Genomic DNA, 25,409 nt, shown 5'->3' with positions numbered 1-25,409 from the left:
TCGTCATGAATGGAACGTTGATAGTCAATTCGCTGGCGGGCTTGCTGATCGTTACCTCGCTGCTGGTGACCGGTGCCCGCAGCACGCGGCAGGCCGCCAAGTTGTATGCCTTGCAGTCCATGGTGCTGGTGCTGATTTTCCTGGCGCTGGCGGTCTCGCACGGTGCGCACGAGCTTTACTGGTGGGGTGCCTCGGCGTTCATCACCAAGGTGGTGCTGGTGCCACTGATCATGCTGCGCGCATTGGGCTCATTGCCGGAAACCGAAGACTTGCCGGGGGTGTTGAGTCCGGCCTGGCTGGTCATGGTCGCGGCGGTGATTGTGGGCTTGTCCTGCTATGCCGTTTCCTCGGTGCAGCTGGCGGTGGTGGCGCAACTCAAACCCGCGTTGGGCGTGTCGCTGGGGCACTTCATGCTCGGGCTGGTCTGCATCGTGAGTCAGCGCAACATCCTCAAGCAGATCTTCGGTTACTGCCTGATGGAGAACGGCGCGCACCTGACTCTGGCCTTGCTCGCCTACAAGGCGCCGGAGCTGGTCGAGGTCGGCATCGCGACGGATGCGGTCTTTGCGGTGCTCATCATGGTCGTGCTGGCCAGAAAAATTCACCATACGCTGCACACGCTTGACGTGAGGCAACTCACGGCCTTGAAGGGCTGACAACATGATTCCCATGGAACTTCTTTCCACTCTTCTGCTGATTCCCTTTGTGACCGCGCTGCTGGCGTTCGCCGCGCGCTGGACTGGATCCGCTGCGCGCCCTCTGGTGACTCTGATTCATGGCGTCGGGATTGCCTTGTTGCTGCTGCTCTCGCTGTTTGTCGTGGGGCAGGTGCTGACGCAAGGGTCCTTGTCGGCGCTGCACGACTGGGTCTATGTGGATGCGCTGGGGGCGGTCTTTCTGGCTTTGATCGGTATCGTCGGTTTCCTGACCGGGCTGTACTCGATTGGCTACATGAACCACGAGTTCGAGCACGGTGAGCTGGACGCCAAAAAGCTGTGTAGCTACTACGGCATTTTCAATCTGTTCATTTTCACCATGTTGCTGGCTGCGACGGCCAACAACATCATCATGATGTGGGTGGCAATTGAGGCGACGACGCTGGGCTCGGTATTTCTGGTCGGTTTCTACGGCAAGCCTTCGTCGCTGGAAGCGGCTTGGAAATACGTCATTATCTGTACGGTTGGCGTGGCTTTCGGCCTGTATGGCGTGGTGCTGGTGTACTCCAACGCGGTCAGCATTCTGCCGCAAAGCGGCGATGCGGCTTACTGGACGGTACTGCTGGCGCAGGCCAAGTCTCTTGATCCTACGCTCATGAAGCTGGCCTTCGTGTTCGTGTTGATCGGCTTCGGCACCAAGGCGGGCCTGTTCCCGATGCATGCCTGGCTGCCGGATGCTCACTCCGAAGCGCCCAGTCCGGTCAGCGCGCTGCTGTCGGCTGTGTTGCTCAACTGCGCAATGCTGATCGTGGTGCGCTTCTACATGATCGTGTCCAAAACCATTGGCCCGGCGTTTCCGCAGATGTTGCTGTTGGTGTTTGGTCTGATGTCGATCACGGTGGCGGCTTTTTTCATCATCGTGCAGCGCGACATGAAGCGTCTGCTGGCCTACTCCAGCGTCGAAAACATGGGGCTGATCGCGCTGGCGTTCGGCATCGGCGGCCCGCTCGGCGTGTTGGCTGCTCTATTCCATACGGTGAATCACAGCCTTGCCAAGGCTTTGTTGTTCTGTGGCTCGGGCAACGTGCTGCTGAAGTACGGCACGCCAAACATGGATACCGTGAAGGGCGTGCTCAAGACGGCTCCGCTGACCGGCGTGATGCTGACGGCCGGTGCTCTGGCGCTAGGCGGCGTGCCACCCTTCAATGTGTTTGTCAGCGAATTCATGGTGATTACAGCCGGCATCAAGGGCGGCCATGTGCTGCTCATGGTGGTCTTGCTGTTGCTGCTGACTGTGGTGCTGGCGGGGCTGGTGCGCATGGTGGCGAGTACGGTATTCGGCCCGGCACCTGACAACGTGAAGAAGGGCGAAGCCGGGGTGCTGACCTTGGCACCAATGGTCATCCTGTTGGCACTGATGCTGGTCATGGGGATTCGCGCGCCGGAGCCCGTTGTGAGATTGCTCGATAGTGCGGCCAAAGTGGTACTGATTGGCAGCGATGAAATGAAACCAGAAATGCCGGTCCAGGCGCTTGCGCCGGAAGCCGTGCTGCCCGCAGCGGCTAATTGATTAGCGCCATCGCAGGCGAGGAGACGACAAGAAATGTTCGTATCGGATCAATCCAGAATTGGGCGAAATTACATCGCCGGACTGAGAGAAAAGTTTCCCTCGGCGGTCATTGATGAAGAATGGCAAACCGCTGACCAGGTGACGGTCACGGTTAAACCCAATTCCCTGCCGGATGTGGTGGCGTGGCTGTATTACGATCAGGGTGGCTGGCTGTCAGTACTGTTCGGCAATGACGAACGTCCTTTGAATGGTCACTTCGCGGTCTATTACGTGCTTTCGATGGAAGGCATCGTCAAGAGCTGGGTGATCGTGAAAGTGCTGGTCGATGCCGTCGCGCAGGAGTATCCCTCGGTTACGCCGAAGGTGCCGGCGGCGGTCTGGGGCGAGCGCGAAGTGCGCGACATGTATGGCCTGCGTGCGGTCGGCTTGCCGGACGAGCGCCGCCTTGTGCTGCCGGATGACTGGCCTGAGGATTTGCATCCGCTGCGCAAGGATACGATGGCCTATAACCAGCGTCCTGCGCCGACGTCCGATACCGAGACCTACCAGTTCGTCAATGATGGTGGCGAGAGCCGCGTGGTGCCTCTGGGGCCGCTGCACATCACATCTGACGAGCCGGGCCATTTCCGTCTCTTCGTGGATGGTGAAGATATTGTCGATGCCGATTACCGCATGTTCTACGTGCACCGCGGCATGGAAAAGCTCGCCGAGACCCGCATGGGCTACGACGAAGTCACTTTCTTGGCCGACCGTGTGTGCGGCATCTGCGGCTTCACCCACAGCGTGGCCTACGCCACTTCTGTTGAAAATGCGCTTGGAATTGTCGTGCCGCCGCGCGCGCAGGCGATCCGAAGTGTTTTCCTTGAAGTCGAACGTCTGCATAGCCATCTGCTGAACATTGGGTTGGCCAGTCATTTCGTGGGCTTCGACACGGGCTTCATGCAGTTCTTCCGGATACGCGAAAAGGCCATGACCATGGCCGAATTGCTGACCGGTGCGCGCAAGACCTACGGCATGAATCTGATCGGAGGCGTGCGCCGCGACATCCTCAAGGATCAGCGTACCAAGACACTGAAACTGATTGCCGAGCTGCGTGCAGAAGTGACTCCGCTGGTCGAGATGCTGCTGGAAACCCCGAATCTGAAGCAGCGCACGCAAGGCGTCGGTCGTCTCGACCCCAAGATTGCGCGCGATTTCAGCCCGGTCGGCCCCCTGATTCGTGCCAGTGGTTTTGCCCGCGATATTCGCCGGGATCACCCCTACGCCGCCTACGCAGATCTGCCCTTCGATCTGCACGTGATGGATGGCTGTGACGTGCTCTCGCGGGTTCTGATTCGCGTGAAAGAGTTCTACGATTCGCTGAACATTATCGAGCACGTGCTGAACAACATGCCGGAAGGTCCAATTCTGGTCGAAGGTTTTGCCTATCGCCCGCACGCCTTTGCTCTGGGTTATGCCGAAGCGCCGCGCGGCGAAGACATCCACTGGAGCATGATCGGCGACAACCAGAAACTGTACCGTTGGCGCTGTCGTGCGCCGACCTATGCCAACTGGCCGCCATTGCGCTACATGCTCCGTGGTAACACGATTTCTGACGCTCCGCTGATCGTGGCTAGTATCGACCCCTGCTATTCCTGTACCGACCGCGTCACGCTGGTCGACGTGAATAAAGGGAAATCCATGACCGTTCCGTACAAGGAAATTGAAAGGTACGGTCGCGAACGCAAGAACTCGCCGCTCAAGTAAGGGGCCGATTGATGTTCAAGCTACTCAAGATCATTAGCAAGGCAGGCGAGGCAACGGAGAAGTATCCGTTCGCACCGATGCCGATCAGTCCGGGTTTTCGTGGGAAGCCCGAATACAAGGCCGAGCAGTGCATCGCCTGTGCGGCGTGTGTGACGGCTTGTCCGCCGAATGCGCTGTCGATGCGCACCAATACGGCGGAAGGCAAGCGAACCTGGCAATTGAACCTCGGTCGCTGTATCTTCTGTGGCCGCTGTGAGGAAGTTTGCCCGACTCACGCCATTGTCCTGTCGCCAGACTTCGAGCTGGCGGTGGGCAACAAGCAGGATCTGTTGCAGACAGCCTGCTTCTCGCTGACGGATTGCGCAGCCTGCGGCACGCCTTTCGCACCGACCAAGGAAATCGATTATGCCGTGGCGCTGATGGTTCAGAGCGGCTTGTCCGCGTCTGAAGCCGTCGCCATGCGTGCGCATTTTGAAACTTGCCCGGACTGCAAGCGCAAGCTGGCGCTCGCCAGTGTTGAACCGGGACAGTATTTGAGAAGAGGGAATCCGTGACATGAATGCTCCCGTCCAGTTCGCTCCCAAGAATAGCCAGGGCATGCCCGTTCCGATCAGCGAGAGCGAGCATATTGCCCAGCTCAAGCAGACCTTGTTGGGCGATATCCAGCGCTCGGCCTATGTGTATCGGGTCGATTGTGGTGGCTGCAATGGCTGTGAGATCGAGATTTTTTCGGCCATCACGCCGGTCTTTGATGCCGAGCGCTTCGGTATCAAGGTGGTGGCGTCGCCACGCCATGCCGACATCCTGTTGTTTACCGGGGCGGTGACGCGTTCGATGCGCATGCCGGCCATCCGGGCTTATCGTGCGGCGCCAGATCCGAAGATCGTGGTGTCGTATGGCGCCTGTGGTTGCAGCGGCGGCATCTTCCATGACCTCTACAGCGTCTGGGGTGGTACCGATCAGATTGTGCCGGTCGATGTTTATATTCCCGGCTGCCCGCCGACCCCCGCGGCCACGATTTACGGTTTCGCGGTCGCGCTGGGGCTGCTCAGTCAGAAGCTCAAGGGCACGCATCACGAAGAGGTTCCAGGCGAACTGGCCAGTTTGCGTCACCCCGGCGTTCCGCTCGATGTGCGCGTACTGTTGGAGCGGGAAGCCCGGCGCATGGCGGGCTATCTGCACGGCGGGCAGATTGCGGATGATTTCATGGGATTGCTGGCCTCCGCCGGAACGCCTCAGAACTTCGAAACGCAGGTGCATCAGCACTTGGCCAGCAAGGACGATCCACGCCTGAGCGAGATTTTTGGAAGATTGCAGGTGCTTTGCTCATCAGCTATCGGCGCTAGTCCGACATGAGCGGCAAGGTCATTTTCTATCAGCTTGGCCAGAAATTTCTGGATCGCCAGGAGGATATGCCGGACGAGGCGAAGCAGGTGGTGTATTACTCGCTGGCCATCGGTCATCACATCGGGGTGATTGATTGCCTCAAGCCGATTCTGGAGTGCCCTTTGCCGGGGTACGAGCAGTGGATTGCCCGACTGCCCGCCGGGGATGCGCGGAGCAAGCTGGAAGGGCTTCTGAAATGGGGCGAAATCACCATCGACAGTACCCACACGCACATGCTGGCGAGTGCGCTTGAAGCGGCGCGTGACCAGTTTTCAGCTGAAGAGGCGCAGTGGGCCGGGCAGTTGATTCAATCGCTGGCTGCGATCGAAGCTGAGCCCGCGATTTACCTGATTGCGAAGCGGCGCGATGCATAAAGTCATTTTGACCGTCGGCAACAGCATGATGGGCGATGACGGGGCAGGGCCGCTGCTGGCAGAGCTGCTGACCAAAGCGCCTGCATCGGGCTGGACCGTGATTGATGGCGGTTCGGCGCCCGAGAACGTGGCGCACCAGGTGCAGGAACTGGCGCCCCAACTGGTGGTGGTTGTTGATGCGGCCGACATCAATCTTGAGCCCGGCGCAGTGCGATTGATCGACGATGCTTGCATCGCCGACATGTTCATCATGACCACGCATAATCTGCCGCTGAGTTTCCTGATCGAACGTCTCAGGGAAACCGTGCCGGAGGTGCTCTTCCTCGGCATTCAACCCGACGTGGTTGTCTTTGGTTTTCCGATGACCGATCCGGTTCGGTTGGCGGTGGAGGCCATACATGCGGACTTGTGTTCAGGGCAGGCGCCGCAAGCTTACGCCAGGCTGTAAAGCTACTCTGGTCGGCGCTCTTCGGTGTGGGTTGTGTGGAGATGATTGTTCCGCCAGGCTGTGCAGGCACATTGCTTGAAGATCTTTGTCTGGTGGGGCTCTTCGATGCACGCTCAGGTGCCGTTGGTTTGCTGCCGTTATAGTGCTCAAGAATTCTGCGAGAGGAATCCGGCATGTTTGAGCAGACGCCCGAGTTGGGTACCGCCCAGTTGTTTGCGATTGCCCTGCTGATCGGTGCGCTGGTCGGCACCGAGCGCGAGAAGAAAAAGGTCGACACCCAGCGCCCGTCTTTTGCGGGCATCCGCACCTTCATGCTGCTCTCCGAGGCCGGCGCTCTGTCGGCCTGGTTGTCGGTACAGACGAGCATGCCGCTGATTTTTGGCGTGACGCTGACGGGCTTGCTGATCCTGATCGCCTCGGCCTATCTGCTGGAGAAGCGCGCTGACCCGGCTTCGGTCGGCCTGACGACCGAATTGGCTGCACTAACGGTATTCCTGCTTGGCGCGGCCGTCATGTTCGGGCACGCGGCGGTGGCGGTGGGGCTCGCGGTGGTGAACACCTCCTTGCTGGCCTTCAAGGATCCGCTGCATGGCGCAGTGCAGAAACTGGGCAAGGAAGATATTTTTGCCGGTCTCAAGCTGCTGATCGCCAGCTTCATCGTGCTGCCCCTCTTGCCACATCAGGCCATCGATCCTTGGAACGCGCTGAATCCTTACAAGCTGTGGTTGCTGGTGGTGCTGATCTCGGCGCTGTCGCTGATCGGCTACGTTGCCACGCGCTGGCTGGGCAGCGCACGCGGTGTTGCGGTCACCGGTTTGACCGGTGGGCTGGTGTCATCCACCGCCGTCACCTTGTCGATGGCGCGCGAGAGCCGTGCGGGGGGCGAGGCTGTGAAGGATGATGCCTATGCGGCTGGCGTGCTGATGGCTTGGATCGTGATGTTCGCGCGCGTGCTGGGGATGGTGGCGCTGCTCAATCCCAGCCTGCTGAAGCCGCTGCTGTGGCCGTTTGGCGCGATGCTGGCGGTGAATGTCGGCTTTGCCGGCTGGCATTACCTGCGCAGCCTGAGCGCTGCCGGGCATCAGGCCGACACGATGGGCGAGGTGCCTCTGAAAAATCCGTTCAGCCTGTGGGCGGCCACCAAATTCGGTTTGCTTTTTGCCGTCGTGTTGTTGATGGTCGAGATCGCCCGGCGCAGTTTCTCGACGGCCGGGCTGATGTATGTGGCCGTGCTGGCGGGCACCACCGATGTGGATGCGATTACCTTGTCGATGGTGGATTTTGCGCGTGAGCCGGGGCTGCTCGGGACTGCCGCGCAGGCCGTCGTGGCCGGCGTGCTCTCCAATACCGTGGTCAAGGCAGGGCTGACGGTGGTGCTGGGCAGTCGTGGTCTGGCGCGGCGCATGATCATCGCAACCGTGGCGATGATGGCGGCTGGCTTGTTGGCGATCTGGCTGGTCTGATCAGCCTTTGGCGACTTTGCCGAGCTGTTTTTTGAGTGCCGTGGCGCTGCTGACTTGTTGATCGACGATGCGCGCGACATTGCCGCAGACGAGGTCGCACAGGTCGAAGGTTGCTGCATCGGCTATACCGTAGAAGACGGCCGTGCCGTGCGCGGCGCGGGTGACGAGGCCGGATTCGAAGAGCAGGGCCAGGTGTTTCGAGACGTTGGCCTGGCCGCAGCCGGTCAGTTCGGTGATCTGGCCGACGTTCTTCTCGCCGTCGCGCAAGGTGTTGAGGATGCGCAACCGGGTCGGCTCGGAGAGCGCACGGAAATAGGTTGCGACGTGAGTGAGGGCGGATTCGTCCAGTGCCTGCATGCAGAAGTGTCCTTGTGTTGAGCCTGCGTCCATGGCTGTTGTCCTCATTATATTGCGTGTTCGGAAATTTTCTTTGATTGACAATATAACTATGTGGTTATAAGGTAGATAAAGTCAAATTCATTTCGCGGGAGGAAGCCATGTGGGTCAAGTTGCTGGGGAGCATTGTGGTGCTTGCGCTGGGCGCGGGCAGCACGTTAGCGGCTGATCCGCTGGCGACGGCGGACGTCGCTTTGCGCCAGGTGCCCACGGCCTATGCCACCGATGGCTTGGTGCAGGCCGTACGCCAGAGCCAGATCGCGGCGCAGGTGCCGGGCCGGATCTTGCAGGTAGCCGTGAAGGCTGGTGATCGCGTGGCGGCCGGGCAGTTTCTGCTGCGCATTGATGACCGTGAGCAGGCGCAGAACGTGGCGGGCCAGCAGGCGCAGGTTGCCGCAGCACAGGCGCAACTGGCGAACGCCGAGGCCAACCTGACGCGCACGCGCGAATTGGTGACAAAGAAATTCATGAGTTCGGCCACCCTGGATCAGGCCGAGGCGCAGGCGCGTTCGGCGCGTGCGCAGGTTAGTGCTCTGCAGGCGGGCGCCGGTGCGGCCAGCGCGGGACGCAGCCACACGGTGATCAGCGCGCCGTATGCGGGCGTGATTTCGGCTGTGAATATCGAGCAGGGCGACATGGCGTCGCCTGGCGTGCCGCTGATGACGCTGTACGCGCCGGGTGATTTGCGGGTGTTGGCGCAGGTGCCGCAGGCGCGGCTGGCTGCGGTGCGCAGCCAGAGCCGGGCGCAGATCGAGGTGGCGCCGGGCAAATGGCTGGCCGCTGGCGCGGTGAAGCTGATGCCCGCTGCCGACGCGGCAACCCAGAGTACCGAAGTGCGTCTGGAGCAGATCCCGCAGGAGGGTTTGCTGCCTGGCGCCTCGGTGCGCGTGCTGCTGGCCACGGGCGAAGCACAGCGTCTGGTGATTCCGAATGCGGCGGTGTTGCATCGCGGCGAACTGGTTGCGGCTTATGTGCAAACTGCGGATGGCCGCTTCCTGCAGCGTTTGCTGCGTTTGGGTGAGCAGTTTGGCGCAGCCGGTGTCGAGGTGCTGGCTGGGCTGAGCGTGGGTGAAAAAGTCGCGCTTGATCCGGTGCGGGCGGGGATGGCGCGATGAACCCGAAAACCACATTGGGAATTTCCGGGCGCATTACTGCTCTGTTTCAGGACAATGCGATCACTCCGCTGCTGGCCCTGGTTTTGTTCCTGCTGGGGGTGTTTGCCGTCGGCGTGACGCCGCGCGAGGAGGAGCCGCAGATCGACGTAACCATGGCGAACGTGTTGGTGGCTTTTCCCGGCGCCTCTGTGGGCGATGTCGAGTCCATGATCGCTACGCCGGCCGAGCAGGTGCTCTCGCGCATGCCGGGGGTGGAGCACGTGATGTCCGTGTCGCAACCGGGGCAGGCCATCATCACGGTGCAGTTCAAGGTCGGCGTGCCGCGCAGCGAAGCGCTGGTGCGGCTGCACGACACCCTGCAGAGCAATCGCGACTGGCTGCCGCGCAATCTGGGTGCGCAGGAACCAGTTGTCAAACCGTCCGGCATCGACGATGTGCCGGTGCTGGGCCTGACCCTGTTCTCGCGCGACGAAAAAATCTCGGCCTTCGATCTGGAACGCGTTGCGCATGCGCTGGAGGTGGAGCTCAAGCGCGTGCCGGGCAGTCGCGACATCCGCACGATTGGCGGACCGGGCCAGGCCGTGAATGTGTACATGGATGCGGATCGCATGCGCCGCGCCGGGGTGTCGGTCGGCCAGATTCAGGCGGCCTTGAATCTGCGCAACGCGGGCGGGCCATCCGGTGCTTTGGTTGAGGCGAATCGGCGTCTGGTCGTTGAGACCACGAGCTTCCTGCAGTCGGCGCAGGACGTGGCCGAAGTGGTGCTGACCGTGCGCGCCGGCAAGCCGGTGTTTCTGGGTGATGTGGCGCGCGTGGAAGCCGGTGCGCCGCAGGCTGAACGCTATGTCTGGCATGGCGTGGTGGAGCAGGGTAAGGCGACTGAATACCCGGCGGTGACGCTGCAGGTCACCAAGAAACCGGGCGAGAATGCGGTGGACGTGACTGATCGCCTGCTGGCGCGCGTCGAGGCGCTGCGCAACACGGTGCTGCCGGCCAGTGTTGAGGTCACGGTAACGCGCAACTACGGCGAAACCGCCAATGACAAGTCGCAGAAACTGATCCAGAAGCTGCTCTTTGCCACGCTATCCGTGGTCGTGCTTGTGTGGCTGGCGCTGGGCCGGCGCGAGGCGGTGATTGTCGGCGTGGCGGTGATTCTGACCCTGGCAGCGACTTTGTTCGCAAGCTGGGCCTGGGGCTTCACGCTGAATCGCGTCTCCTTGTTCGCGTTGATATTTTCCATTGGCATTCTTGTGGACGATGCCATCGTCGTGGTCGAAAACATTCATCGCCACCGCCTGCTTGATCCGCACGCCAGTTTTTTCGAGCTGATGCCGCGCGCGGTCGATGAGGTGGGTAGCCCGACCATTCTGGCCACACTGACCGTGATCGCCGCGCTGTTGCCGATGGCCTTTGTTACCGGCTTGATGGGCCCCTACATGGCGCCGATCCCGATCAATGCCAGCCTTGGCATGCTGATCTCGCTGGCGGTGGCCTTTGTGGTGACGCCCTGGCTGGCTGGCAAGCTGATGGCTCATGTGGCGCATGCCAGTCCGGAGAACGGCTCTCAGCCTGCCTCTCGGCTGCATGTGCTCGCAGAGCGCCTGTTTACGCCATTCTTCGATCCGCGGCGGGGTGCGCGCAATCGTCTGCTGCTGTGGCTAGGCGTTCTCGCCCTGATCCTGATTTCGCTGGCCCTGCCAGTGGGCAAGCTGGTGATTCTGAAGATGCTGCCCTTCGACAACAAGAGCGAATTCCAGGTGATGGTGGAGTTGCCCGCCGGCACGCCCTTGGAGCGTACGGCTGCGGTGACGCGCGAGCTGGCCGCGCAGATTGCTACGCTGCCGGAGGTAACGCGCTATCAGGCCTACGTCGGTACGGCCAGCCCGATCACCTTCAATGGCCTGGTGCGTCAGTACGCCCTGCGCACGCAGCCGGAGCAGGCTGATATTCAGATCGAACTGGTCGACAAGCATCATCGCAGCCGCCAGAGCCACGCCATCGCGCAGGCGATCCGGCCGGCGCTGGAGGAAATCGCAAAACGTGCCGGGGCCAAGATCAAGGTTGTCGAAGTGCCGCCGGGGCCGCCGGTGATGGCGCCCATCGTCGCAGAAGTTTATGGCCCGGATGCGGCGGGTCGGTTGAGCGTGGCGCGGCGCATTGAGGCAACTTTCGCCAGCACCGCCGGCATCACCGCCGTGGATGGCAGTGCGATTGCCGATACGCCCAAGCTGCGCCTGCACGTGGATGTGCGGCGCGCGGCCAGCCTGGGTGTGAGTCAGGCGCAGATCGCCGAGACCCTGGGTACGGCGCTGGGCGGGCTGGATGTGACCTACTTGCGCGACGGCCAGGCCAAGTACCCAGTACCAGTGCGCCTGCGACTCGCCCCGGAACAGCAGGCGCGTATCGAGGACGCATTGCGTCTGAGCGTCAGCTCGGCAACCGGCGCGCAGGTGCCGCTCTCCGAAGTGTTGCGTGTCGAGCAGGGTCTGCTTGATCAGCCGATTTATCACAAGGACCTGCTGCCGGTGAGCTATGTCGTGGGTGATGCCGGTGGCACCATCGACAGCCCGCTCTACGGCATGTTTGCGCTGCGCGAGAAACTCTTCAATCATGCGCTGCCCGAAGGTGGCGAGCTGGCCGAATGGTGGATTCATCAGCCCGATGATCCCTATCGCGGCTACGCCGTCAAATGGGATGGCGAATGGCAGATCACTTTCGACACCTTCCGCGACATGGGTACCGCCTATGCCGTCGGCCTGATCCTGATCTATCTGCTGGTGGTCGCGCAGTTCCGCTCGTACCTAGTGCCACTGATCATCATGGCGCCGATTCCGCTCACCATCATCGGGGTGATGCCCGGCCACGCCATCATGGGTGCGCAATACACCGCGACTTCGATGATCGGCATGATCGCGCTGGCCGGCATCATCGTGCGTAATTCCATCCTGCTGGTCGACTTCATCCAGTTGCAGGTGGGCGAGGGCACGGGCTTCGATGCTGCGGTGATCAATGCCGTGGCCGCGCGCGCCAAGCCCATCGTGCTGACCGCGCTGGCCGCCATGCTCGGTGCCCTGTTCATTCTCGACGACCCCATCTTCAATGGCCTCGCCGTGTCGCTGCTGTTCGGCATCGCTGTGTCGACCCTGCTTACTCTGGTCGTGATTCCGCTGTTGTATTACGTCGCGTATCGCCCCAAAACCCAAGCACCCAACTTGTAAAAGGAACACACTCCATGACCACCGAACGCATCGTCCGTATTGCAGCCGGCGCATTTATCCTGATTTCACTCGCCCTTGGCGCTGAAGCCAGCCCGCTTTTCGTGAGCAAGCATTTCCTCTGGGTTACCGCCTTCGTCGGCGCCAACCTTTTCCAGAGCGGCTTTACCGGGTTGTGCCCGCTGGTGAATATTCTGCACAAACTGGGTATCAAGGATTCGGCAGGCTCTTGCTGTAAATGAGCGCTGCCGCCAATACACGTCATCTCAAGGAGTGAGACATGAAAGAAAACGTAGGCAGTAAAGATCGCGCTGTGCGCATCGCGGTGGGGGCGGTTCTGGTGCTGTTGTCCCTGTTGGATAATATCGGCTTGATGAGTTCCATCGGCTCATGGGGCTGGATCGGCATTGTGCCGCTTGCGACCGGTCTGCTCAATTTTTGCCCGCTGTATTCAGTGCTGGGCTTCAGCACCTGTCCGGTCGAAAAGCAGCACCATTTCGGCGAGAAGCAGGACTAAGCGGCGCAATGCTGCCGGCGCGAGAAATACTTTCGTGCCGGTCTTTACTTGCTAGGGGCGCTTCGCATACAATTTCGTCCCTCGGGGCGTAGCGCAGCCCGGTAGCGCGCTTGCTTTGGGAGCAAGATGTCGGAGGTTCGAATCCTCTCGCCCCGACCAAGGCCCCCCAAGCCGCAGGCTTGGATGGTCAATACCCGAGGAAACTGTTCGACGAGGAACTGCCCGTAGCTCAACCGGATAGAGCAACGGCCTTCTAAGCCGTAGGTTAGGGGTTCGATTCCCTTCGGGCAGGCCAGTAAGGTGCAGTAAAAGTTTTACCAGTGGCGGCATTAGCTCAGTTGGTAGAGCACTGGATTGTGATTCCAGTGGTCACCGGTTCGAACCCGGTATGTCGCCCCAAGAATACAAGCACTTAGGCCAATCTTAACGGATTGGCCTTTTTGCTTTTTGGGGTTTGATTTGATCTGCTCAAAAGGTCAATACAAGGTCAGGTTTTTGTTCTGACCTGCGCGTAGCAATCTGCGCTTACCGCACAAAAATTGCCACACCCCTATCTCAACAAGCGACTGACTCTGGCGACGAAGCTTTTGTTTGAGCATCGCGCTGTTTGCCGCATGAAGCAGTCTAGCAAACCGGGTACTCATTAGCTGGCTGGACAGGAGGTCTCACTTCCCTGGGGGTGCTCAGATTTTTTTTGGCCATTTTCTGAAAAATGTCCTCTTTTGATTATTTTTGTCAGTGCTTGGGCGATGCACAGCTCCAGTGTAGGTGGATTCTTTGCGTGTGGTTGAGGAGACATAAGTCATTCAGATCCACGTCAAGCATTCGAATGACGCGCCGCTGCCAGTCTTCCCGCTCAAAGATAATTCAGATTTCTAGCAGCTGGGAGTGCATTTCATGACATCCATCGACATCAACTGGATCCGCGCCGATGCGTGGGCAACGCTCACAGGCAACACCTCAGACTTTGTCAGGCAGCGTATCGAGAACGATTGGATCGAGGGCGTGCATTACAAGCGCACCGGCTCACGAACACTTTGGCTGAACGTCAAAGCAATCGATAGCTGGGTGGAGAAGCACGAGTGTGTTCAAAGCGAGGACCGCTGTCTTAGAGCTCCGGTCCGGCGGCGGTAGGGTAAGGCAAGGTCTGCGCCTCGCTGTCCGAGCCACGCTGTTCCAGCCGGCGGGCGGTGTGCCAGGCCCAAACACTGACGATCCAGACGGAGTCGCGCTCCACTACTTGCGGCTCGGGGCTTGGGCTGTTGATCTCTTGCCGGACGGCTCGGATCCACTTCATGCCTGTGTTCTCGGCCACGCCGTGCTTCCGGATGGCTGCGGCTTGGGTCATGCCGCCGAGGAAGACATCGTCAATGAGGGTGTCGCGGATGGTGGCGCGGTTGGCGGCGCTGGCTCGGGCTTTGGTGTCGCTGTTGTTTGGTATCAGTAGGCCCGGAGTGCCGTTTAACGCGTACTTCCTCGGGGCGCGCTCCCCGCGCAGCCTGGTAAAGTAGCTGATGCTGATACCCAGCCGCTGTGCGGCAGCCTCGCGGGTGATGGTCTTGCCTGTGGCGGGGTCGGGGTAAAGGTAGGCATCGACGGCGTTGTCGATGGCGGTTTGGTCGAGTTTGGATGGGAAGCCGCGCCGACCGAGCCAACTAGCCTCTGCTCTCTTCTCTGACGTCCAGTCTCCTGTGGCCCTTACGAATGCCTCGGCGATGCGCCGTAGGGCCTTGCGCGGTAGGCCTGTTCTACCACTTATTTTACGCATAGCCAGTCTGGTGAAAAACGTTCTCCCCGGTTCCGGCATCTCTTGTAGGTCGTGGACTCTGCTGCTAGCCCAGTCTGCCGCAGACAACCACTCGCGCAGCGCGTCGCACCTCTCGCATAGGCTTCGGTCTCTCATTACCCCAGCCTGTAGGTCCTCTTCGGCTTGCTCCCGCAGCGCTGTCAGATGCTCTACATCGTCTTCTGTGACGTACGCCTGAACGAGCTCCGGGCTATAGCTGATGCGATTCAGATCTGACCGAAATAAGCGGTAGTGCAGTACATCCAGCCACGCGGCCAGACTCACGCCTGTTCTTTCCTCTGTGAGCTGAAGGAGCGACTCTACTTCGCTGTCTGGTCTCACTCTTGGCCTGTCTTGAGGGCTCTCGTCATGAACTTAATCATTAAGGTTTTTCAATAAATGCGCAATGCGTTGCATCAGTTTTTTGCTGTCGCGAAGCATTGCGTAGGATGCCTGTCCTGTTGTGCCGTAAAAGTCATGTTTTCGGCTAATCATTTTCTGCGCCCGTTCGCGGAGTTGTTGGCGACGTTCTTCCGTCATTTTTCGAGTGATGTATTCCCATGGCCTAGTTCTGAGTGCGGTTTCGCGCGAGCGAACCCGGTAGGCGTCGTCCCGTTCGTAAACCCCCTTAGCCATCGTGAGTTCCTGCGGCGGGCGGTGTCGCTTGGGGCGATGCAACGTTGACCTGAATTGCGGTATTGGGGGTACGGGGTTGCGTAATGCGTATTTGTACTTCTGAAATTCGGACAACCTCGCGTAGCAAACTCAGCGCGTGGCTAGATAGGCGGTGCTGGGTGTCGCGCGGAGTGCCTTCATGTACAGATAATTCTTGCCAGTGTGCCGCAGCTACCAATAGTGCTTTGCGCATGGCCGTTAGGTCCGCCTGGATGTCCAACAAATCCCCGCTTTCAAGTTTTCGCGCCGCTTGAGAAAGGCTGATGTTGAATGCCTCGGGATCAAGTTCTGCTTTTGCTTTTTCGTCTGTGAGCGAATGACAGAGCAGCAAGCTACCCAGCTTTAGACTGTCTTGTGCAGTGAAGCGCCTTGCGATTGTTGCTGTGTGATGATGTGTGTTGCGAGCCACAAGCTGTGTGTTGGTTTTGTTGTTCATCTTGGGTCCTTGTCGGTTGGCGTAGCAGCCTGCCTTCAGGCAGGCTGCGAAGGAGCGATTAGCCGCCAGGTGCTTGATAGTGAGGGACGGTGATTTTGTAATATCTGAAATGCCGTCTGTCTCCGTGAATGATCTCCTCCCAAAAATTCCAGAAATGTTCGGGTGTGTCGTGCAGAACGCCAAAAACGGGCGGGCTGGCAATTCCAAGAATTTTCTTTGCCAGAGCTAACCGGCTCTCCGGCTCATCGAGTTGGGAAAGCTGAAAGGCCGCGCCTTGCTGGTATAGCGGAAACTTTCCTTTTGACGCGAGTGGGTAGTCAAAAAACGCATCAGCATCTTCGAAAAAAACCGGGTTTGGTGTGCCGGGAGCGATCCTGATCCACACGCCTTCAGCGAAGGTTGATATTTCGACCATGTACGTTGGAAAAACAGGATCGCCTGGGGTGTGGCCTTTGCAAGAAAGTCCGCTTTTAGAGCAAGTTTTCATTGGTAATACTCCATAGCCGCATTGTTGTTAGAAGCCTTGAGTCTTTGCGGCGTGATGCCCAAGGTCTTTGTTGTGAAAACGTTGTGTTTGGTGCGGCTTTCGGAGCAAGAGAGCAAGAGAGCAAGGGATAAAGTGGTTATAGGGGGTGGTATTGATACACAGCAGAAAAAATAATTGTAGGTAGATAGGACTGAAAACGAGCCCCCCAAACCCCTTAACCCTCGGACAGGGTTGCACCTGCGCGCTCAAGGCTAAATACCCGCGAACCCTCCCGCATGCCGGCATCAACGAGCTTTCTCCCGGCCACCACGACACCAATCAGCCCAGCCAGCCAACGTCCAAGTGCGCGCGAATTCGGTTTACCGTTCAGTGCCGCGACTTGTTCCAATACGTCAAAAAGAGCGTCGGTATGTCCAGAAAGCTCTCCAGTCGATGCTGGTTGCAAGTAGCCATGCTGATCGCAGCGGGCGTTCTGCCATAGGGAGATGAGATCCCCCGCTTTGGTGCGTTTGTTGCCAAAGGACTCATACCATGCGTCGTGCAGTACGCGCAGCCGTTCGGTTTCAGGGCTGGTTCCCATGTTGTCAATTAGTGTGGCGATAGGGTCTGCGAGTGTGGGGATGTCAATTGGAAGCGAACCGGCTGTAGCTTGCTGATCTACCCACTGAGCGAGCCACGCTAATGGAGCTCGAACGATGGCGTCCCATTCGGGAAACGAACCGAGTGCGTCTTCTGGCATTGGAGAGTTCGCACTCTTCCATCCACGATAAATGGTCAAGAATGCGGCCAAAATTGCTTGCCTGTTTTTGTGTACAAGAGCGGTTGGGATGAAAGGAAATTTACGCAGAGCGGGGTTTTCATCGTTGGTGGAGAGCCTAACTAGCAGACAGCGGCGGCTGTTGTCACAGGAGACGCGTATGTTGTTGCCGGTCAAAATAATCTGCATGCGATTTGCAACGGTCTGTGTTTTCGAGTGCCCGAGGATGCGTCCCGAAATTGTCGATGACGTGGTGTAAGCCGATACTGTTGCAGAACCAAATTCGCTGCCAGTCTTTACGTTGTCGAGAGTTACAACACCGCCACCGTTGAGACATTTCGCAAATAAGAGTTTGTCGAGGTCTGGCTCTAGTAATGTTCCTGCGCTAACGAGTGAAGGAGCGCTATGACCAAGAATTCCGCAAAGCTCAGCCAGCATTGTTTTTCCGCTTCCTGCCGTGTGCGCGACGAATGCGGCCATTGGGACTGTTGAGCAGGCGCTACGCCAAGCACTTGTCGCTAGTGTGGCAACGAATGCGGCGCGATCTTCGGGCGTACTGAAAGGAAATAGGCGGATGGGTCCAAGAATGACGCGGAGAGCGTCAAACAGAGCCGCGTCGTCAGGCTGCATATCAACAATGCCCCATTCCTGATCTGAGAGTTGAATGCCGAGTGTTTGCGTGGCTTCGTCATAGCCTGGCGTTAGCATGGGTCGGCCGTCTGGCAACACGCAAGGGCCTGTGACAAGATTTCGTAATGGAGGTAGGGCGAAGCTGCCTGCCATTATCAGTATGTCAGTCACCAGTCGATCAGGCGCGTTGATCCGGATGGGTTCGTTGCCGCCAGCGCGGTGCTTCTTAAAGACACAAAGGTTCTCAAGCAAAAGCCGAAGCTGCTCAAGCGAGGCTCGCTTGGCATTGCCTCCACCATCAATGCTGACGAGTGACTCATTCATCCAGAACCATTCGCCGGTTAGTCCGAGTGATTTTGCACAGGTTCGTTCTGCTTTGTCATATTCCCCTTCGTGCAGGACAACCGTGGTGCGTTGGTGTTGAAGACGGTATTTCGTGCCGCCATGGGCATGGCTATAAATCACGGGGCAGCGGCCATCAACGCAAAGAAATACCGCGATATCACCTTTCCCGTCACGATATTCAGGCTCTAATGGATCGTGGAAGTAGCGGCCGTGCCATTGCTTGGGGTTTTCGAGCAGATTTGAAACTAGGATTTGTTGCCCGTCCTGTGTTGTTAGCACAAAGTCAGGCGTCAAGACTTGATGAACCACCGCTACGCGAGTGGTCTCCTTGGCGATTTCATACGATGTCCCGCGATCCATCATCTGGCGAGCCGTGCGCTCACTCCACTCGGCGCGTTTAGCGCCACACTCAGACGTGATTTTGTCACGCTCTCTGCGCTTTATGGCCTCGATTTGTTTGTGTTCGGTGGGCGTAAGGTCTGCGATGCAGGATGTGTCAAGCGGGGAGGCTTCATGGTGAAACGATTCAATGACGCGATGCTGTTCAAGCCCCACACCCATTTCTGCCCCGAAGGAATACCAGAGGCGTTCAGGTTGAAAGACGCAAAAGTCGATTTGTGCTGCTACAAGCGCCTGGCCGACCTTTCCAACTTTATATTTGGCCTGATCGGCAAGCCAGCAGCGCCCTTTGATAATAAGGGCGAGGCGTGAAATATCGCTCTGGTTTTTTAGCATGATAAATACATGCCAACCGCGGCCTGACGTCAGCGAGGTGTTGCCCTCACTGATGAATGATGAGGATGAGGACACTACAAGTATGCCGGCTGCCTCAAACTCGGGAAACAGTTTGACGATAGCTTGGCGTACTTCGTTTGCGGAATTAAAGTTGCTGTCGTCTAAATCCAATCCAAGCAAACCAGTGCAAGGGGACCAATGGATGCACTCACGGCTACGAGTGAGGCCGCCATCGGTTGCGCGAGATTTGGTTGTAAAGCGCTGTGCTGCGCCGTCTGTGTCAGCGAATTGCCCTAGGACGAGTGCTTCTCGCGAAGGGTTGCCTTCGCGAAGTCGCTGTGACAGATCTGCCAAAGTTACTGAGATAGATCGTTCGGTGCCATTGCTAAGTGAGCCACGAACCTCTTTTTCGAGGGAGCCCTCTTTGAGCGAATACATTTTGCCGATGTCCCGGCTGCTTTTGATGATGGTGACTGGAAAGCAAGATGCCATGATGTGAGTACCCTTGTGTTTTTTTTGTTGGGTATGGACGATCTGGTTTTTGAAGCAGTGCCGAGGCCTCGTCAAAAAAACGGCGATGCCTGACTGCACGGTAGATGTCAGATCGTGAGTTCTGCTGCGTTTAGCGCGCGCCCGAGGACGCGTTCTAAATCAGCTTTACGTATGCCGCGATGACGAGTGGATATTGCGACGATCGGGACGGTTAGTGTCCGACGGCGCGCAGCAGCGCGAAGTGCTTCAAGTGTCTTGCCCAGCAGGCGTGCTGCAACAGGCAGGCTGACGATGTCAGACGTGATGGCGTTTTGCATGAATTACCCTTGTTGTTTTTTTTATCGGGGAGAGACAGCTGCCCAAGTGTAGATCTCCGAGTTTGCATAACGCAAGGTGCTTCTGGCTGACTCTGTGCAGCACAGTACAACGGGAGTTCGTTCCTCGTGCTATTACCCCAGCTTTTTGGCGAGATCCTCTGCGCGGGGATGGTAGTACCGCTTGAGCATCCGAACATCGTTGTGACCGCTGACGGCGGCAAGTTCAACGATGTTGGGCAGTTTGTCTGCGAGCCGAGTGACCGCGATGTGGCGTAGGTCGTGGAAATGCAGATCAGTTAGCATTCGTGGATTTTCGGCGCAGCCGCTCTCTGTGATCTCCTCTAAATAGGCTTTCTGGGCGCGAGCGATCGCCCGTTTGAAGGACAGGTGTAGCGAGTTTGCGGTGATCGGAAATACAGGGCCACTTAGCGAGCGCGGGAGGGAGTGAAAAATCGCCAGTGCTCTGGTCGAGAGAGGCACGTCACGGCTTTGACCATTCTTGGTTATGGGGAGATGCGCAACTTGGCTTCGGAAATCGATATTCTCCCAGCGGAGAGTAAGTAATTCGCCGCGCCGCATGGCCGTTTCTAGCGCAAGTTCAACCGTTGGCTTCAGCCAGATGTTTCGGGCGGCTTCGCAGAACTGGCCGTTTTCGCAGCGTATGGCGGTGTCCATTGCTGCGAGCAGAAGCGCTTCCTCGCCATCAAGGAATAATCGATTTCTGGCGTTCGTGACCACAGGCATACGGATCGACTTGATTGGGTTCTGCAGCGTCGTGAAGCCCCACTCTTTCCGAGCGATGGTGAATAAGTGTGAAATTAAAGCAAGTTCAAGACGTGCTGTTGCGGGCGCTGCGCCTTCGCGTAAGCGGCCGTCGCGGTAGCTCGCGAAGTCAGAAGGTTTGAGTTTTGAGAGTGCTGTAGAGCCTAGTTGGTGCTTCTTCCACTTCGCGATCCGGTGCTTTTCGATGGCAGCCCCGCGTTTGGTTATCGTCACTTCCTTTTCGTAACGTGCTAGGGCAACGCGAAGAGTCGTGGTGTCAGCTTCTGTATGCTTGATGAAGGTGCCACGGATCATTTCTGACTCGGTGATTTTTGCCCAAGCCTCGGCGTCGCATTTTCTTGTGAATGTCTTTTCTAGCGCAGGGAAGTCGTTACGTTGAATGCGAGCTTGGTAGCGCTCGCCGCGTTTGCGAATTGATGCCATTCTTTGCTCCCGAAAGGTCAGGAGCAGGTCAAATCAACAGACAGTAGCAGTAACCCAGTGGCGGCATTAGCTCAGTTGGTAGAGCACTGGATTGTGATTCCAGTGGTCACCGGTTCGAACCCGGTATGTCGCCCCAAGAATACGAACGGCCCTGTGAGTGATCACAGGGCCGTTTTCATTTCCGGGTCCGGTGAAGTCGATCCGGTTTATGGTTTTGTGTTGGGCTTCACTCCTGCCAGCTTTACCATCAGTGCCTCAGTGTAGGCTGGAAAAGTGTGGATGTCGTTGTGGCCGGCGTCCGGCAGGATCAGCAGTTCGGCATCGGGTCGTAGGGCTTTGAGTTGCTGGCTGTGCTTGACGCTGACCAGCGGGTCTAGTGCGCCGTGGATCATGAAGATCGGCTCGCTGACTTTGGCCAGCCATTCATCCGCGCGCATCGGGTAGCGCGTGGCGAAGGCCGGAATCCACGGGTAATGATCCTGACCGAGCTGCACGAAGCTGCTATAGGACGAGACGAGGATGAGCTGGGCGGCCTCGACTTCGGCGGCGAGTTTAACGGCCAGCCCGCTGCCCAGTGAGCGGCCATAAATGACGATGGGACGGCCGGCGTATTCTCCTGCGATGCTATGCCAGGCGGTCAGTACGTCGGCGTGCAGTTCGGTTTCGCTGCCGATGTGGCCGCTGCTTTTACCGAAGCCACGGTAATCGATCATGAACAGGTCGTAGCCGGCATGGCGGTAGAAATCGGTGCCAGGCAGCCAGATGTCCAGATTGCCGGCATTGCCGTGCAGGAAGAAGATCAGGCCTTTGGCGTTCGGCTGGCGAAAATGCAGAGCCGAGAGTGTGGCGCCGGGGACTTCGATCTGGCGTTCGATCACATCCGGCTTGTTGAACTGGAAGTCTGGCGCGAGCTTGACCGGGAAGAACAGCGCGGACTCCTGGCGTGCCAGCATCAGGCCGATGAGGGCGGCGTAGAGCAGAACGATGCCCAGCACGACAAGCAGGGCGATGTGCCACCCTGCGATGCGGGATGTCCTGGCTTTCGGGGCGGCGTTCATGGTGGGAGTGACCGGTTATAAAGCGTGGTGTGAGTGCCTCTCAAGAAACATAAACGTAAGTTACTGTTTTTATTAAGAACACCTATTCCACGATTTTGGTGGGATTGGGGTGCTGAAGAGCCGCATGCAGCTTGGCTCTTCAGCCTGCCTGCCGTGAGAGCGAGGCTGGGAGCGCCTCTTCAGTGCATGAGGCGCAGGGCCTCATCTGGCAGTTCTTCAGCGTCGCTTGGCGGTTTTGCCGGGCTTGCGTGGCGCAACCTTGCGGCCTTGCGCTGGCGAATGGCTCAGCTGTGTCAGGTCGCGGCGCGCTTCAAACTCCAGCTTCACGGCTTGCCCCAGATCGTGGACCGACATGGCGTAGAAGCTGCTGCGGTTGTAGCGCGTGATGACGTAGAAATTCTGGAAGCCGAGCCAGTATTCGGTCTGAAAACCGGGGCTGACCATGTCGACCAGGGTGACCAGTTCGCTGGCCTGCTCGGGCAGATTGCTGTGCACGCCGGCCTGACGCAGCATCTGGCCATTTACGGCGGGCAGGATGCCGGCATCGACCAGCACTTTGGCCTGGGCTTCGTCCTCGACTTGTGCTGCCATTACGATGCGCGCGCCGCGCTGCCAGCCGTGGCCGGCGAGGAAGTTGCCGACGCTGAAGATGGCGTCGCGGGGGCTCTCGCGCAGGTCGATGCGTCCGTCCTGGTCGCCGTCGACAGCAAAGTTGCGGATGCTGCTGGGCAGGAATTGCGGCTGGCCGAGCGCGCCCGCGTAGGAGCCGCGATAGTCGCGCACGTCGCGGTTTTGCTCACGCGCCAGCAGGAACAGGGCTTCGAGTTCGCGGCGAAACAGCTCGGCGCGCGGCGGGTAGTCGAAGGCCAGCGTGCTGAGCGCCGACAGGGCGCTGAAGTTGCCCATGTTGCGGCCATACACGGTTTCCACGCCGATGATGCCGACGATGATTTCGGCCGGCACGCCGGTTTTGGCTTCGGCGGCGGCCAGGCTTGCGGCATGTTCGCGCCAGAACTGGACGCCGGCCGAGATGCGCTGGTTGTTGATGAAGCGCGGGCGATAACGCTGCCAGCTGCGCACACCGGGATTGCTCGGTGGGCGGATCAGTTCGATCACCTTGGGCAGTTCCTGGGCGTCGTCGAAGGCGGCTTGCAGGATTTCAGGCTGAAAATTTTCGCGCTGCGCCAGATCGCGGATGAAGCTCTGAACGTCTTCGCGCTGGCTGAAATAGCCGGCCTGGGCGCTGAGGGGCAGGAGCAGGCTGGCGCACAGGGCCAGCAGAATGGGCTTGGTGTTCATGGTTTGAATTGTTGCACGGCGGCTTTGAGAGCGGCCAGTTCTTGTTGGTGATTGGCGGTGAGCGGGCCGTAGCGCAGTGCGGCATAACGCTCGGCGATAGCGCTGATTTCTTCGGCATGCTGCGGCAGGGCTTGCGCGGCGCGTTGGGCGAAGCTTGTCGGTGCTTCCCAGAGCTGGCGGCGCAGGCCACGCCGGGTCAGTTTGCGGCAAGCCTGCTGCCAGCAGCGATCCAGCGCATCACGGCGCGCGTGGCGCGGCCACAGGCGGATCATCAGCCACAGCAGCCAGGCTCCTGCGAATGCGCCGAGCAGGCCGGCGAGTTGGCGCCAGTCCGCATCCGGCAGGCCCAGCGAACGCATCAGTTCGATCTGGCGCTGGGCGTTGTAGCCGAGCACCCACTGATTCCAGCCGTTGTTCAGCGCTTCGAAGCGGTAGCGCAAATTGCGCAGCCATTCGGCATTTTCGCGCAGCATCAACGGCATCTCTTCACCCTGCGGCAGGGCGCTGGCAATGCCATCGTCGATGCGGCGCGGGGCACTGGCGGCGGTCGGGTCGACGCGCAGCCAGCCACGGCCAGCCAGCCAGACTTCGGCCCAGGCGTGGGCGTCGGACTGACGCACGATCAGCGTGCCGTCGATGGGGTTGAGATCACCGCCCTGATAGCCGGTGACGACACGTGCCGGTACGCCAGCGGCGCGCATCAGTACGACGAAGCTGCCGGCGAAGTGTTCGCAGAAGCCGCGTTTGCTGTCGAAAAGGAATTCGTCGGCGCCATGCTGGCCGAGCAGCGGCGGATTCAGGGTATAGGCAAGGCGTGCGCTGCGCATGAAGGCAATAGCGGCGTCGATGCGCGCTGCAGGATCGCCATGAGATGCCTGAAGAGCCGCGCCCAGAGCGGTTGTACGAGGGTTGCTGGCAGCAGGCAAGCGTAGTGCGGCGCCCAGGACGTATTGGCGTTCGTCCAGACCGACCGGCGTGGCCGGGTAGGAGCTCAGCGAATAGCGGATGCGGCTGCGTACCGCCCGGCGTGAGAGCAGGGTCAGGTCGTCGCCATACAGCGCGTTGTCGACGCCTGCGCCGGGATAGTCCAGGGCCAGCAGCCAGCCCCGGTTGTGCGCCTCCAGCGTCATGCTGTAGCGGTAGGCCGGGCCTTCTTCCGTATAGTTGGGCTCGCGGCGCATGGTGCTGTCACGCACCTTCCATTCGCGCCCGTCAAAATCCGTCAGCACCGGCCCACGCCAGTAACGCTGGGCGGGTGCCGGCGGCGTGCCGTCGAACTCGACACGAAAGGCGATTTCGCCGGACTGGATCAGTTCCGAGATCGAGCCGGGCTGCATCCGATCCGACAGGCCGGTACTGCCCGCCGTGGCGTCCAGCGGCATGCCCCACAGTGGGCCGTTGATGCGCGGAAATAACACGAAGAGCAAGAGCATCAGCGGCACGGCGCCGCCGAGCAGGCGCAGTGCGGTTTGCAAGGCCGGGCGCAGTGCCAGCGCGGGTTGCTCCAGCTTGGCGCTGCTAGCCACAATCGCGGTGGCGCAAAGCAGCACGAACGCCGCTACGCCCATTCCCTGCGCATTGAGAAACTGGCCGCTGAGCATGAAGCAGCACAGCAGCAATGCCATACGTCCGTCGCGGCGCGTGCGCGCTTCGAGCAGTTTGAGCGGCAACAGCATGGCAAGCAGAGTCAGACCAGGCTGCTTACCGAAGAGAATGTGGTATTCGCGCAGGGTCAGGATTGCGCCCAGCGCGGCGACCAGCAACAGGGCGAAACGTGATGGCGGCGCTGATTCGCGGTAACTCAGCACACCTCGCCACAGCAGCAGCAGGCCGGCGAGCAGGCCCATGCTCCAGGGCAGGTAAGGCAGAAAAGGGGCAAGGCCCAACGCGGCCGTGGCGAGCAGGAAATAGCTGGCTTGCCGGGATAGCGGAGGGCTGGGGTTTGCAGGCATGGTGCGCCTCTATGAATGCCTTGGATTCACCATCGTACCCTTGGCTCAGGGCTTGCGGCTGCTACGCGGCTTGCCGATCTTTGCGGCGTCCTGATGGGCGCGCTCAAGGGTGCGCAGGCTTTCATTCTCGTCGTGTTCGACGAAAAAGTCTGCCTCCTGTGCTGCCATCACTTGCTGGATGGCAATCTCATCGCTTGTGCCGTATTTCTCGGTGATGAGGGTGGTGACTTCGTCGAGGAATTCTTCGTAGGTCATGCTCATGGTGACTGTCCTGAAGGAGGGTGTGGATTCTACGCTGAAGGGCAAGTCGCAAGTCGCAAGTCGTGGCCCGAACATTCCCTCCCCTTT

At 59.3% G+C, this 25,409-nt stretch carries 25 protein-coding genes, 4 tRNA genes and 1 pseudogene; 17 read left to right on the top strand and 13 right to left on the bottom strand.

What is annotated here, in order from left to right:
- Nucleotides 1-5: 5 nt before the first annotated feature.
- From hyfE to ABXR19_RS09015, 8 genes are all read left to right on the top strand, one after another.
- Complete coding sequence (gene hyfE / locus ABXR19_RS09050) at nt 6-656, top strand: hydrogenase 4 membrane subunit (RefSeq protein ID WP_354600796.1); 651 nt, start codon at nt 6-8, stop codon at nt 654-656.
- Nucleotides 657-669: 13 nt separating this feature from the next.
- Nucleotides 670-2,226: a hydrogenase 4 subunit F gene (locus ABXR19_RS09045; protein ID WP_354600795.1), complete on the top strand. Its 1,557-nt coding sequence runs from the start codon at nt 670-672 to the stop codon at nt 2,224-2,226.
- A gap of 33 nt (nt 2,227-2,259) precedes the next feature.
- Complete coding sequence (locus ABXR19_RS09040; protein WP_354600794.1) at nt 2,260-3,972, top strand: hydrogenase large subunit; 1,713 nt, start codon at nt 2,260-2,262, stop codon at nt 3,970-3,972.
- An 11-nt stretch (nt 3,973-3,983) separates the two neighbouring features.
- Nucleotides 3,984-4,526: a formate hydrogenlyase complex iron-sulfur subunit gene (locus ABXR19_RS09035; protein WP_354600793.1), complete on the top strand. Its 543-nt coding sequence runs from the start codon at nt 3,984-3,986 to the stop codon at nt 4,524-4,526.
- Between the two features lie 43 nt (nt 4,527-4,569).
- Complete coding sequence (locus ABXR19_RS09030; protein ID WP_435594312.1) at nt 4,570-5,328, top strand: NADH-quinone oxidoreductase subunit B family protein; 759 nt, start codon at nt 4,570-4,572, stop codon at nt 5,326-5,328.
- On the top strand, nt 5,325-5,732 hold the full coding sequence (locus tag ABXR19_RS09025; RefSeq protein ID WP_354600791.1) for a formate hydrogenlyase maturation HycH family protein: 408 nt from the start codon (nt 5,325-5,327) through the stop codon (nt 5,730-5,732). Before ABXR19_RS09030 ends, ABXR19_RS09025 begins: the two co-directional genes overlap by 4 nt.
- Nucleotides 5,725-6,180: a hydrogenase maturation peptidase HycI gene (gene hycI / locus ABXR19_RS09020; protein WP_354600790.1), complete on the top strand. Its 456-nt coding sequence runs from the start codon at nt 5,725-5,727 to the stop codon at nt 6,178-6,180. The genes ABXR19_RS09025 and hycI overlap by 8 nt, the downstream gene beginning before the upstream one ends.
- 173 nt (nt 6,181-6,353) lie before the next feature.
- A complete protein-coding gene (locus tag ABXR19_RS09015) occupies nt 6,354-7,643 on the top strand; it encodes an MgtC/SapB family protein (RefSeq protein WP_354600789.1) in 1,290 nt (429 codons plus the stop codon).
- Here ABXR19_RS09015 and ABXR19_RS09010 read toward each other — a convergent pair whose 3' ends face one another.
- Entirely contained in the window at nt 7,644-8,000 is a 357-nt protein-coding gene (locus tag ABXR19_RS09010; protein ID WP_354600788.1) for an ArsR/SmtB family transcription factor, read from the bottom strand. It lies immediately after the preceding gene.
- A 140-nt stretch (nt 8,001-8,140) separates the two neighbouring features.
- Here ABXR19_RS09010 and ABXR19_RS09005 point away from each other — a divergent pair, with 140 nt between their 5' ends.
- The 8 genes from ABXR19_RS09005 to xisR all read left to right on the top strand — a co-directional run bounded on the left by ABXR19_RS09005 (nt 8,141) and on the right by xisR (nt 14,020).
- Complete coding sequence (locus ABXR19_RS09005; protein ID WP_354600787.1) at nt 8,141-9,154, top strand: efflux RND transporter periplasmic adaptor subunit; 1,014 nt, start codon at nt 8,141-8,143, stop codon at nt 9,152-9,154.
- On the top strand, nt 9,151-12,372 hold the full coding sequence (locus ABXR19_RS09000; RefSeq protein WP_354600786.1) for an efflux RND transporter permease subunit: 3,222 nt from the start codon (nt 9,151-9,153) through the stop codon (nt 12,370-12,372). The genes ABXR19_RS09005 and ABXR19_RS09000 overlap by 4 nt, the downstream gene beginning before the upstream one ends.
- A gap of 14 nt (nt 12,373-12,386) precedes the next feature.
- The gene (locus ABXR19_RS08995) at nt 12,387-12,611 is read left to right on the top strand and encodes a YgaP family membrane protein (RefSeq protein WP_354600785.1); all 225 of its coding nucleotides are present in this window, start codon (nt 12,387-12,389) and stop codon (nt 12,609-12,611) included.
- Nucleotides 12,612-12,649: 38 nt separating this feature from the next.
- Nucleotides 12,650-12,886 (top strand): YgaP family membrane protein, encoded by a 237-nt coding sequence (locus ABXR19_RS08990; protein ID WP_354600784.1) that lies wholly within the window; start codon nt 12,650-12,652, stop codon nt 12,884-12,886.
- 82 nt (nt 12,887-12,968) lie between these two features.
- Nucleotides 12,969-13,045 (top strand) — tRNA-Pro (locus ABXR19_RS08985).
- Between the two features lie 59 nt (nt 13,046-13,104).
- Nucleotides 13,105-13,181 (top strand) — tRNA-Arg (locus tag ABXR19_RS08980).
- A gap of 28 nt (nt 13,182-13,209) precedes the next feature.
- Nucleotides 13,210-13,285 (top strand) — tRNA-His (locus ABXR19_RS08975).
- Nucleotides 13,286-13,783: 498 nt separating this feature from the next.
- Nucleotides 13,784-14,020, top strand: coding sequence for an excisionase family protein (xisR, locus tag ABXR19_RS08970; RefSeq protein WP_354600783.1), 237 nt, complete (start codon nt 13,784-13,786; stop codon nt 14,018-14,020).
- On the opposite strand, the gene ABXR19_RS08965 is transcribed toward xisR, so the two are convergent.
- From ABXR19_RS08965 to ABXR19_RS08935, 7 genes are all read right to left on the bottom strand, one after another.
- The gene (locus ABXR19_RS08965; protein WP_354600782.1) at nt 13,995-14,654 is read right to left on the bottom strand and encodes a hypothetical protein; all 660 of its coding nucleotides are present in this window, start codon (nt 14,652-14,654) and stop codon (nt 13,995-13,997) included. The genes xisR and ABXR19_RS08965 overlap by 26 nt on opposite strands.
- A gap of 393 nt (nt 14,655-15,047) precedes the next feature.
- On the bottom strand, nt 15,048-15,308 hold the full coding sequence (locus tag ABXR19_RS08960; protein WP_354600781.1) for a hypothetical protein: 261 nt from the start codon (nt 15,306-15,308) through the stop codon (nt 15,048-15,050).
- The gene (locus ABXR19_RS08955) at nt 15,301-15,783 is read right to left on the bottom strand and encodes a hypothetical protein (RefSeq protein ID WP_354600780.1); all 483 of its coding nucleotides are present in this window, start codon (nt 15,781-15,783) and stop codon (nt 15,301-15,303) included. The genes ABXR19_RS08960 and ABXR19_RS08955 overlap by 8 nt, the downstream gene beginning before the upstream one ends.
- 58 nt (nt 15,784-15,841) lie before the next feature.
- Nucleotides 15,842-16,270: a hypothetical protein gene (locus ABXR19_RS08950; protein WP_354600779.1), complete on the bottom strand. Its 429-nt coding sequence runs from the start codon at nt 16,268-16,270 to the stop codon at nt 15,842-15,844.
- 214 nt (nt 16,271-16,484) lie between these two features.
- Nucleotides 16,485-19,328 carry a hypothetical protein gene (locus ABXR19_RS08945; protein WP_354600778.1) on the bottom strand — a complete coding sequence of 948 codons (2,844 nt, stop codon included), beginning with the start codon at nt 19,326-19,328 and terminating at the stop codon, nt 16,485-16,487.
- 8 nt (nt 19,329-19,336) lie between these two features.
- Entirely contained in the window at nt 19,337-19,546 is a 210-nt protein-coding gene (locus tag ABXR19_RS08940) for a hypothetical protein (protein WP_354600777.1), read from the bottom strand.
- A 132-nt stretch (nt 19,547-19,678) separates the two neighbouring features.
- Complete coding sequence (locus tag ABXR19_RS08935; protein ID WP_354600776.1) at nt 19,679-20,752, bottom strand: site-specific integrase; 1,074 nt, start codon at nt 20,750-20,752, stop codon at nt 19,679-19,681.
- A gap of 60 nt (nt 20,753-20,812) precedes the next feature.
- On the opposite strand from ABXR19_RS08935, the gene ABXR19_RS08930 reads away from it, so the two are divergent.
- Nucleotides 20,813-20,888: transfer RNA gene (locus ABXR19_RS08930), tRNA-His, on the top strand.
- Nucleotides 20,889-20,958: 70 nt separating this feature from the next.
- Here ABXR19_RS08930 and ABXR19_RS08925 read toward each other — a convergent pair.
- The 5 genes and pseudogenes from ABXR19_RS08925 to ABXR19_RS08910 form a co-directional block, all read right to left on the bottom strand.
- Complete coding sequence (locus tag ABXR19_RS08925; protein WP_354600775.1) at nt 20,959-21,810, bottom strand: alpha/beta hydrolase; 852 nt, start codon at nt 21,808-21,810, stop codon at nt 20,959-20,961.
- Nucleotides 21,811-22,026: 216 nt separating this feature from the next.
- Complete coding sequence (gene mltB / locus ABXR19_RS08920) at nt 22,027-23,109, bottom strand: lytic murein transglycosylase B (protein ID WP_354600774.1); 1,083 nt, start codon at nt 23,107-23,109, stop codon at nt 22,027-22,029.
- The gene (locus ABXR19_RS19690; protein ID WP_435594311.1) at nt 23,106-23,381 is read right to left on the bottom strand and encodes a DUF4129 domain-containing protein; all 276 of its coding nucleotides are present in this window, start codon (nt 23,379-23,381) and stop codon (nt 23,106-23,108) included. Before ABXR19_RS19690 ends, mltB begins: the two co-directional genes overlap by 4 nt.
- A 288-nt stretch (nt 23,382-23,669) precedes the next feature.
- A pseudogene (locus ABXR19_RS08915) lies at nt 23,670-25,061 on the bottom strand (transglutaminase TgpA family protein); the annotation flags it as partial.
- 45 nt (nt 25,062-25,106) lie between these two features.
- Nucleotides 25,107-25,322: a hypothetical protein gene (locus tag ABXR19_RS08910; RefSeq protein ID WP_354600772.1), complete on the bottom strand. Its 216-nt coding sequence runs from the start codon at nt 25,320-25,322 to the stop codon at nt 25,107-25,109.
- Nucleotides 25,323-25,409: the final 87 nt, after the last annotated feature.

This window comes from Uliginosibacterium flavum (assembly GCF_040566545.1).
Classification (GTDB): domain Bacteria; phylum Pseudomonadota; class Gammaproteobacteria; order Burkholderiales; family Rhodocyclaceae; genus Uliginosibacterium; species Uliginosibacterium flavum.
The sequence above is the reverse complement of the archived record's forward strand: the minus strand, read 5'-3'. Positions and strand labels throughout refer to the sequence as shown.

Coding starts and splice junctions, on each gene's coding strand:
- ABXR19_RS09005 (WP_354600787.1), top strand. CDS start 8,141: ATGTGGGTCAAGTTGCTGGGGAGCATTGTGGTGCTTGCGCTGGGCGCG.
- ABXR19_RS08995 (WP_354600785.1), top strand. CDS start 12,387: ATGACCACCGAACGCATCGTCCGTATTGCAGCCGGCGCATTTATCCTG.
- ABXR19_RS08940 (WP_354600777.1), bottom strand. CDS start 19,546: ATGCAAAACGCCATCACGTCTGACATCGTCAGCCTGCCTGTTGCAGCA.
- ABXR19_RS09000 (WP_354600786.1), top strand. CDS start 9,151: ATGAACCCGAAAACCACATTGGGAATTTCCGGGCGCATTACTGCTCTG.
- ABXR19_RS08965 (WP_354600782.1), bottom strand. CDS start 14,654: ATGCGTAAAATAAGTGGTAGAACAGGCCTACCGCGCAAGGCCCTACGG.
- ABXR19_RS08950 (WP_354600779.1), bottom strand. CDS start 16,270: ATGAAAACTTGCTCTAAAAGCGGACTTTCTTGCAAAGGCCACACCCCA.
- ABXR19_RS09035 (WP_354600793.1), top strand. CDS start 3,984: ATGTTCAAGCTACTCAAGATCATTAGCAAGGCAGGCGAGGCAACGGAG.
- hycI (WP_354600790.1), top strand. CDS start 5,725: ATGCATAAAGTCATTTTGACCGTCGGCAACAGCATGATGGGCGATGAC.
- ABXR19_RS08925 (WP_354600775.1), bottom strand. CDS start 21,810: ATGAACGCCGCCCCGAAAGCCAGGACATCCCGCATCGCAGGGTGGCAC.
- ABXR19_RS09045 (WP_354600795.1), top strand. CDS start 670: ATGGAACTTCTTTCCACTCTTCTGCTGATTCCCTTTGTGACCGCGCTG.
- ABXR19_RS08990 (WP_354600784.1), top strand. CDS start 12,650: ATGAAAGAAAACGTAGGCAGTAAAGATCGCGCTGTGCGCATCGCGGTG.
- hyfE (WP_354600796.1), top strand. CDS start 6: ATGAATGGAACGTTGATAGTCAATTCGCTGGCGGGCTTGCTGATCGTT.
- ABXR19_RS09015 (WP_354600789.1), top strand. CDS start 6,354: ATGTTTGAGCAGACGCCCGAGTTGGGTACCGCCCAGTTGTTTGCGATT.
- ABXR19_RS19690 (WP_435594311.1), bottom strand. CDS start 23,381: ATGATCCGCCTGTGGCCGCGCCACGCGCGCCGTGATGCGCTGGATCGC.
- xisR (WP_354600783.1), top strand. CDS start 13,784: ATGACATCCATCGACATCAACTGGATCCGCGCCGATGCGTGGGCAACG.
- ABXR19_RS09025 (WP_354600791.1), top strand. CDS start 5,325: ATGAGCGGCAAGGTCATTTTCTATCAGCTTGGCCAGAAATTTCTGGAT.
- mltB (WP_354600774.1), bottom strand. CDS start 23,109: ATGAACACCAAGCCCATTCTGCTGGCCCTGTGCGCCAGCCTGCTCCTG.
- ABXR19_RS09040 (WP_354600794.1), top strand. CDS start 2,260: ATGTTCGTATCGGATCAATCCAGAATTGGGCGAAATTACATCGCCGGA.
- ABXR19_RS09010 (WP_354600788.1), bottom strand. CDS start 8,000: ATGCAGGCACTGGACGAATCCGCCCTCACTCACGTCGCAACCTATTTC.
- ABXR19_RS08935 (WP_354600776.1), bottom strand. CDS start 20,752: ATGGCATCAATTCGCAAACGCGGCGAGCGCTACCAAGCTCGCATTCAA.
- ABXR19_RS08960 (WP_354600781.1), bottom strand. CDS start 15,308: ATGGCTAAGGGGGTTTACGAACGGGACGACGCCTACCGGGTTCGCTCG.
- ABXR19_RS08910 (WP_354600772.1), bottom strand. CDS start 25,322: ATGAGCATGACCTACGAAGAATTCCTCGACGAAGTCACCACCCTCATC.
- ABXR19_RS08955 (WP_354600780.1), bottom strand. CDS start 15,783: ATGAACAACAAAACCAACACACAGCTTGTGGCTCGCAACACACATCAT.
- ABXR19_RS09030 (WP_435594312.1), top strand. CDS start 4,570: ATGCCCGTTCCGATCAGCGAGAGCGAGCATATTGCCCAGCTCAAGCAG.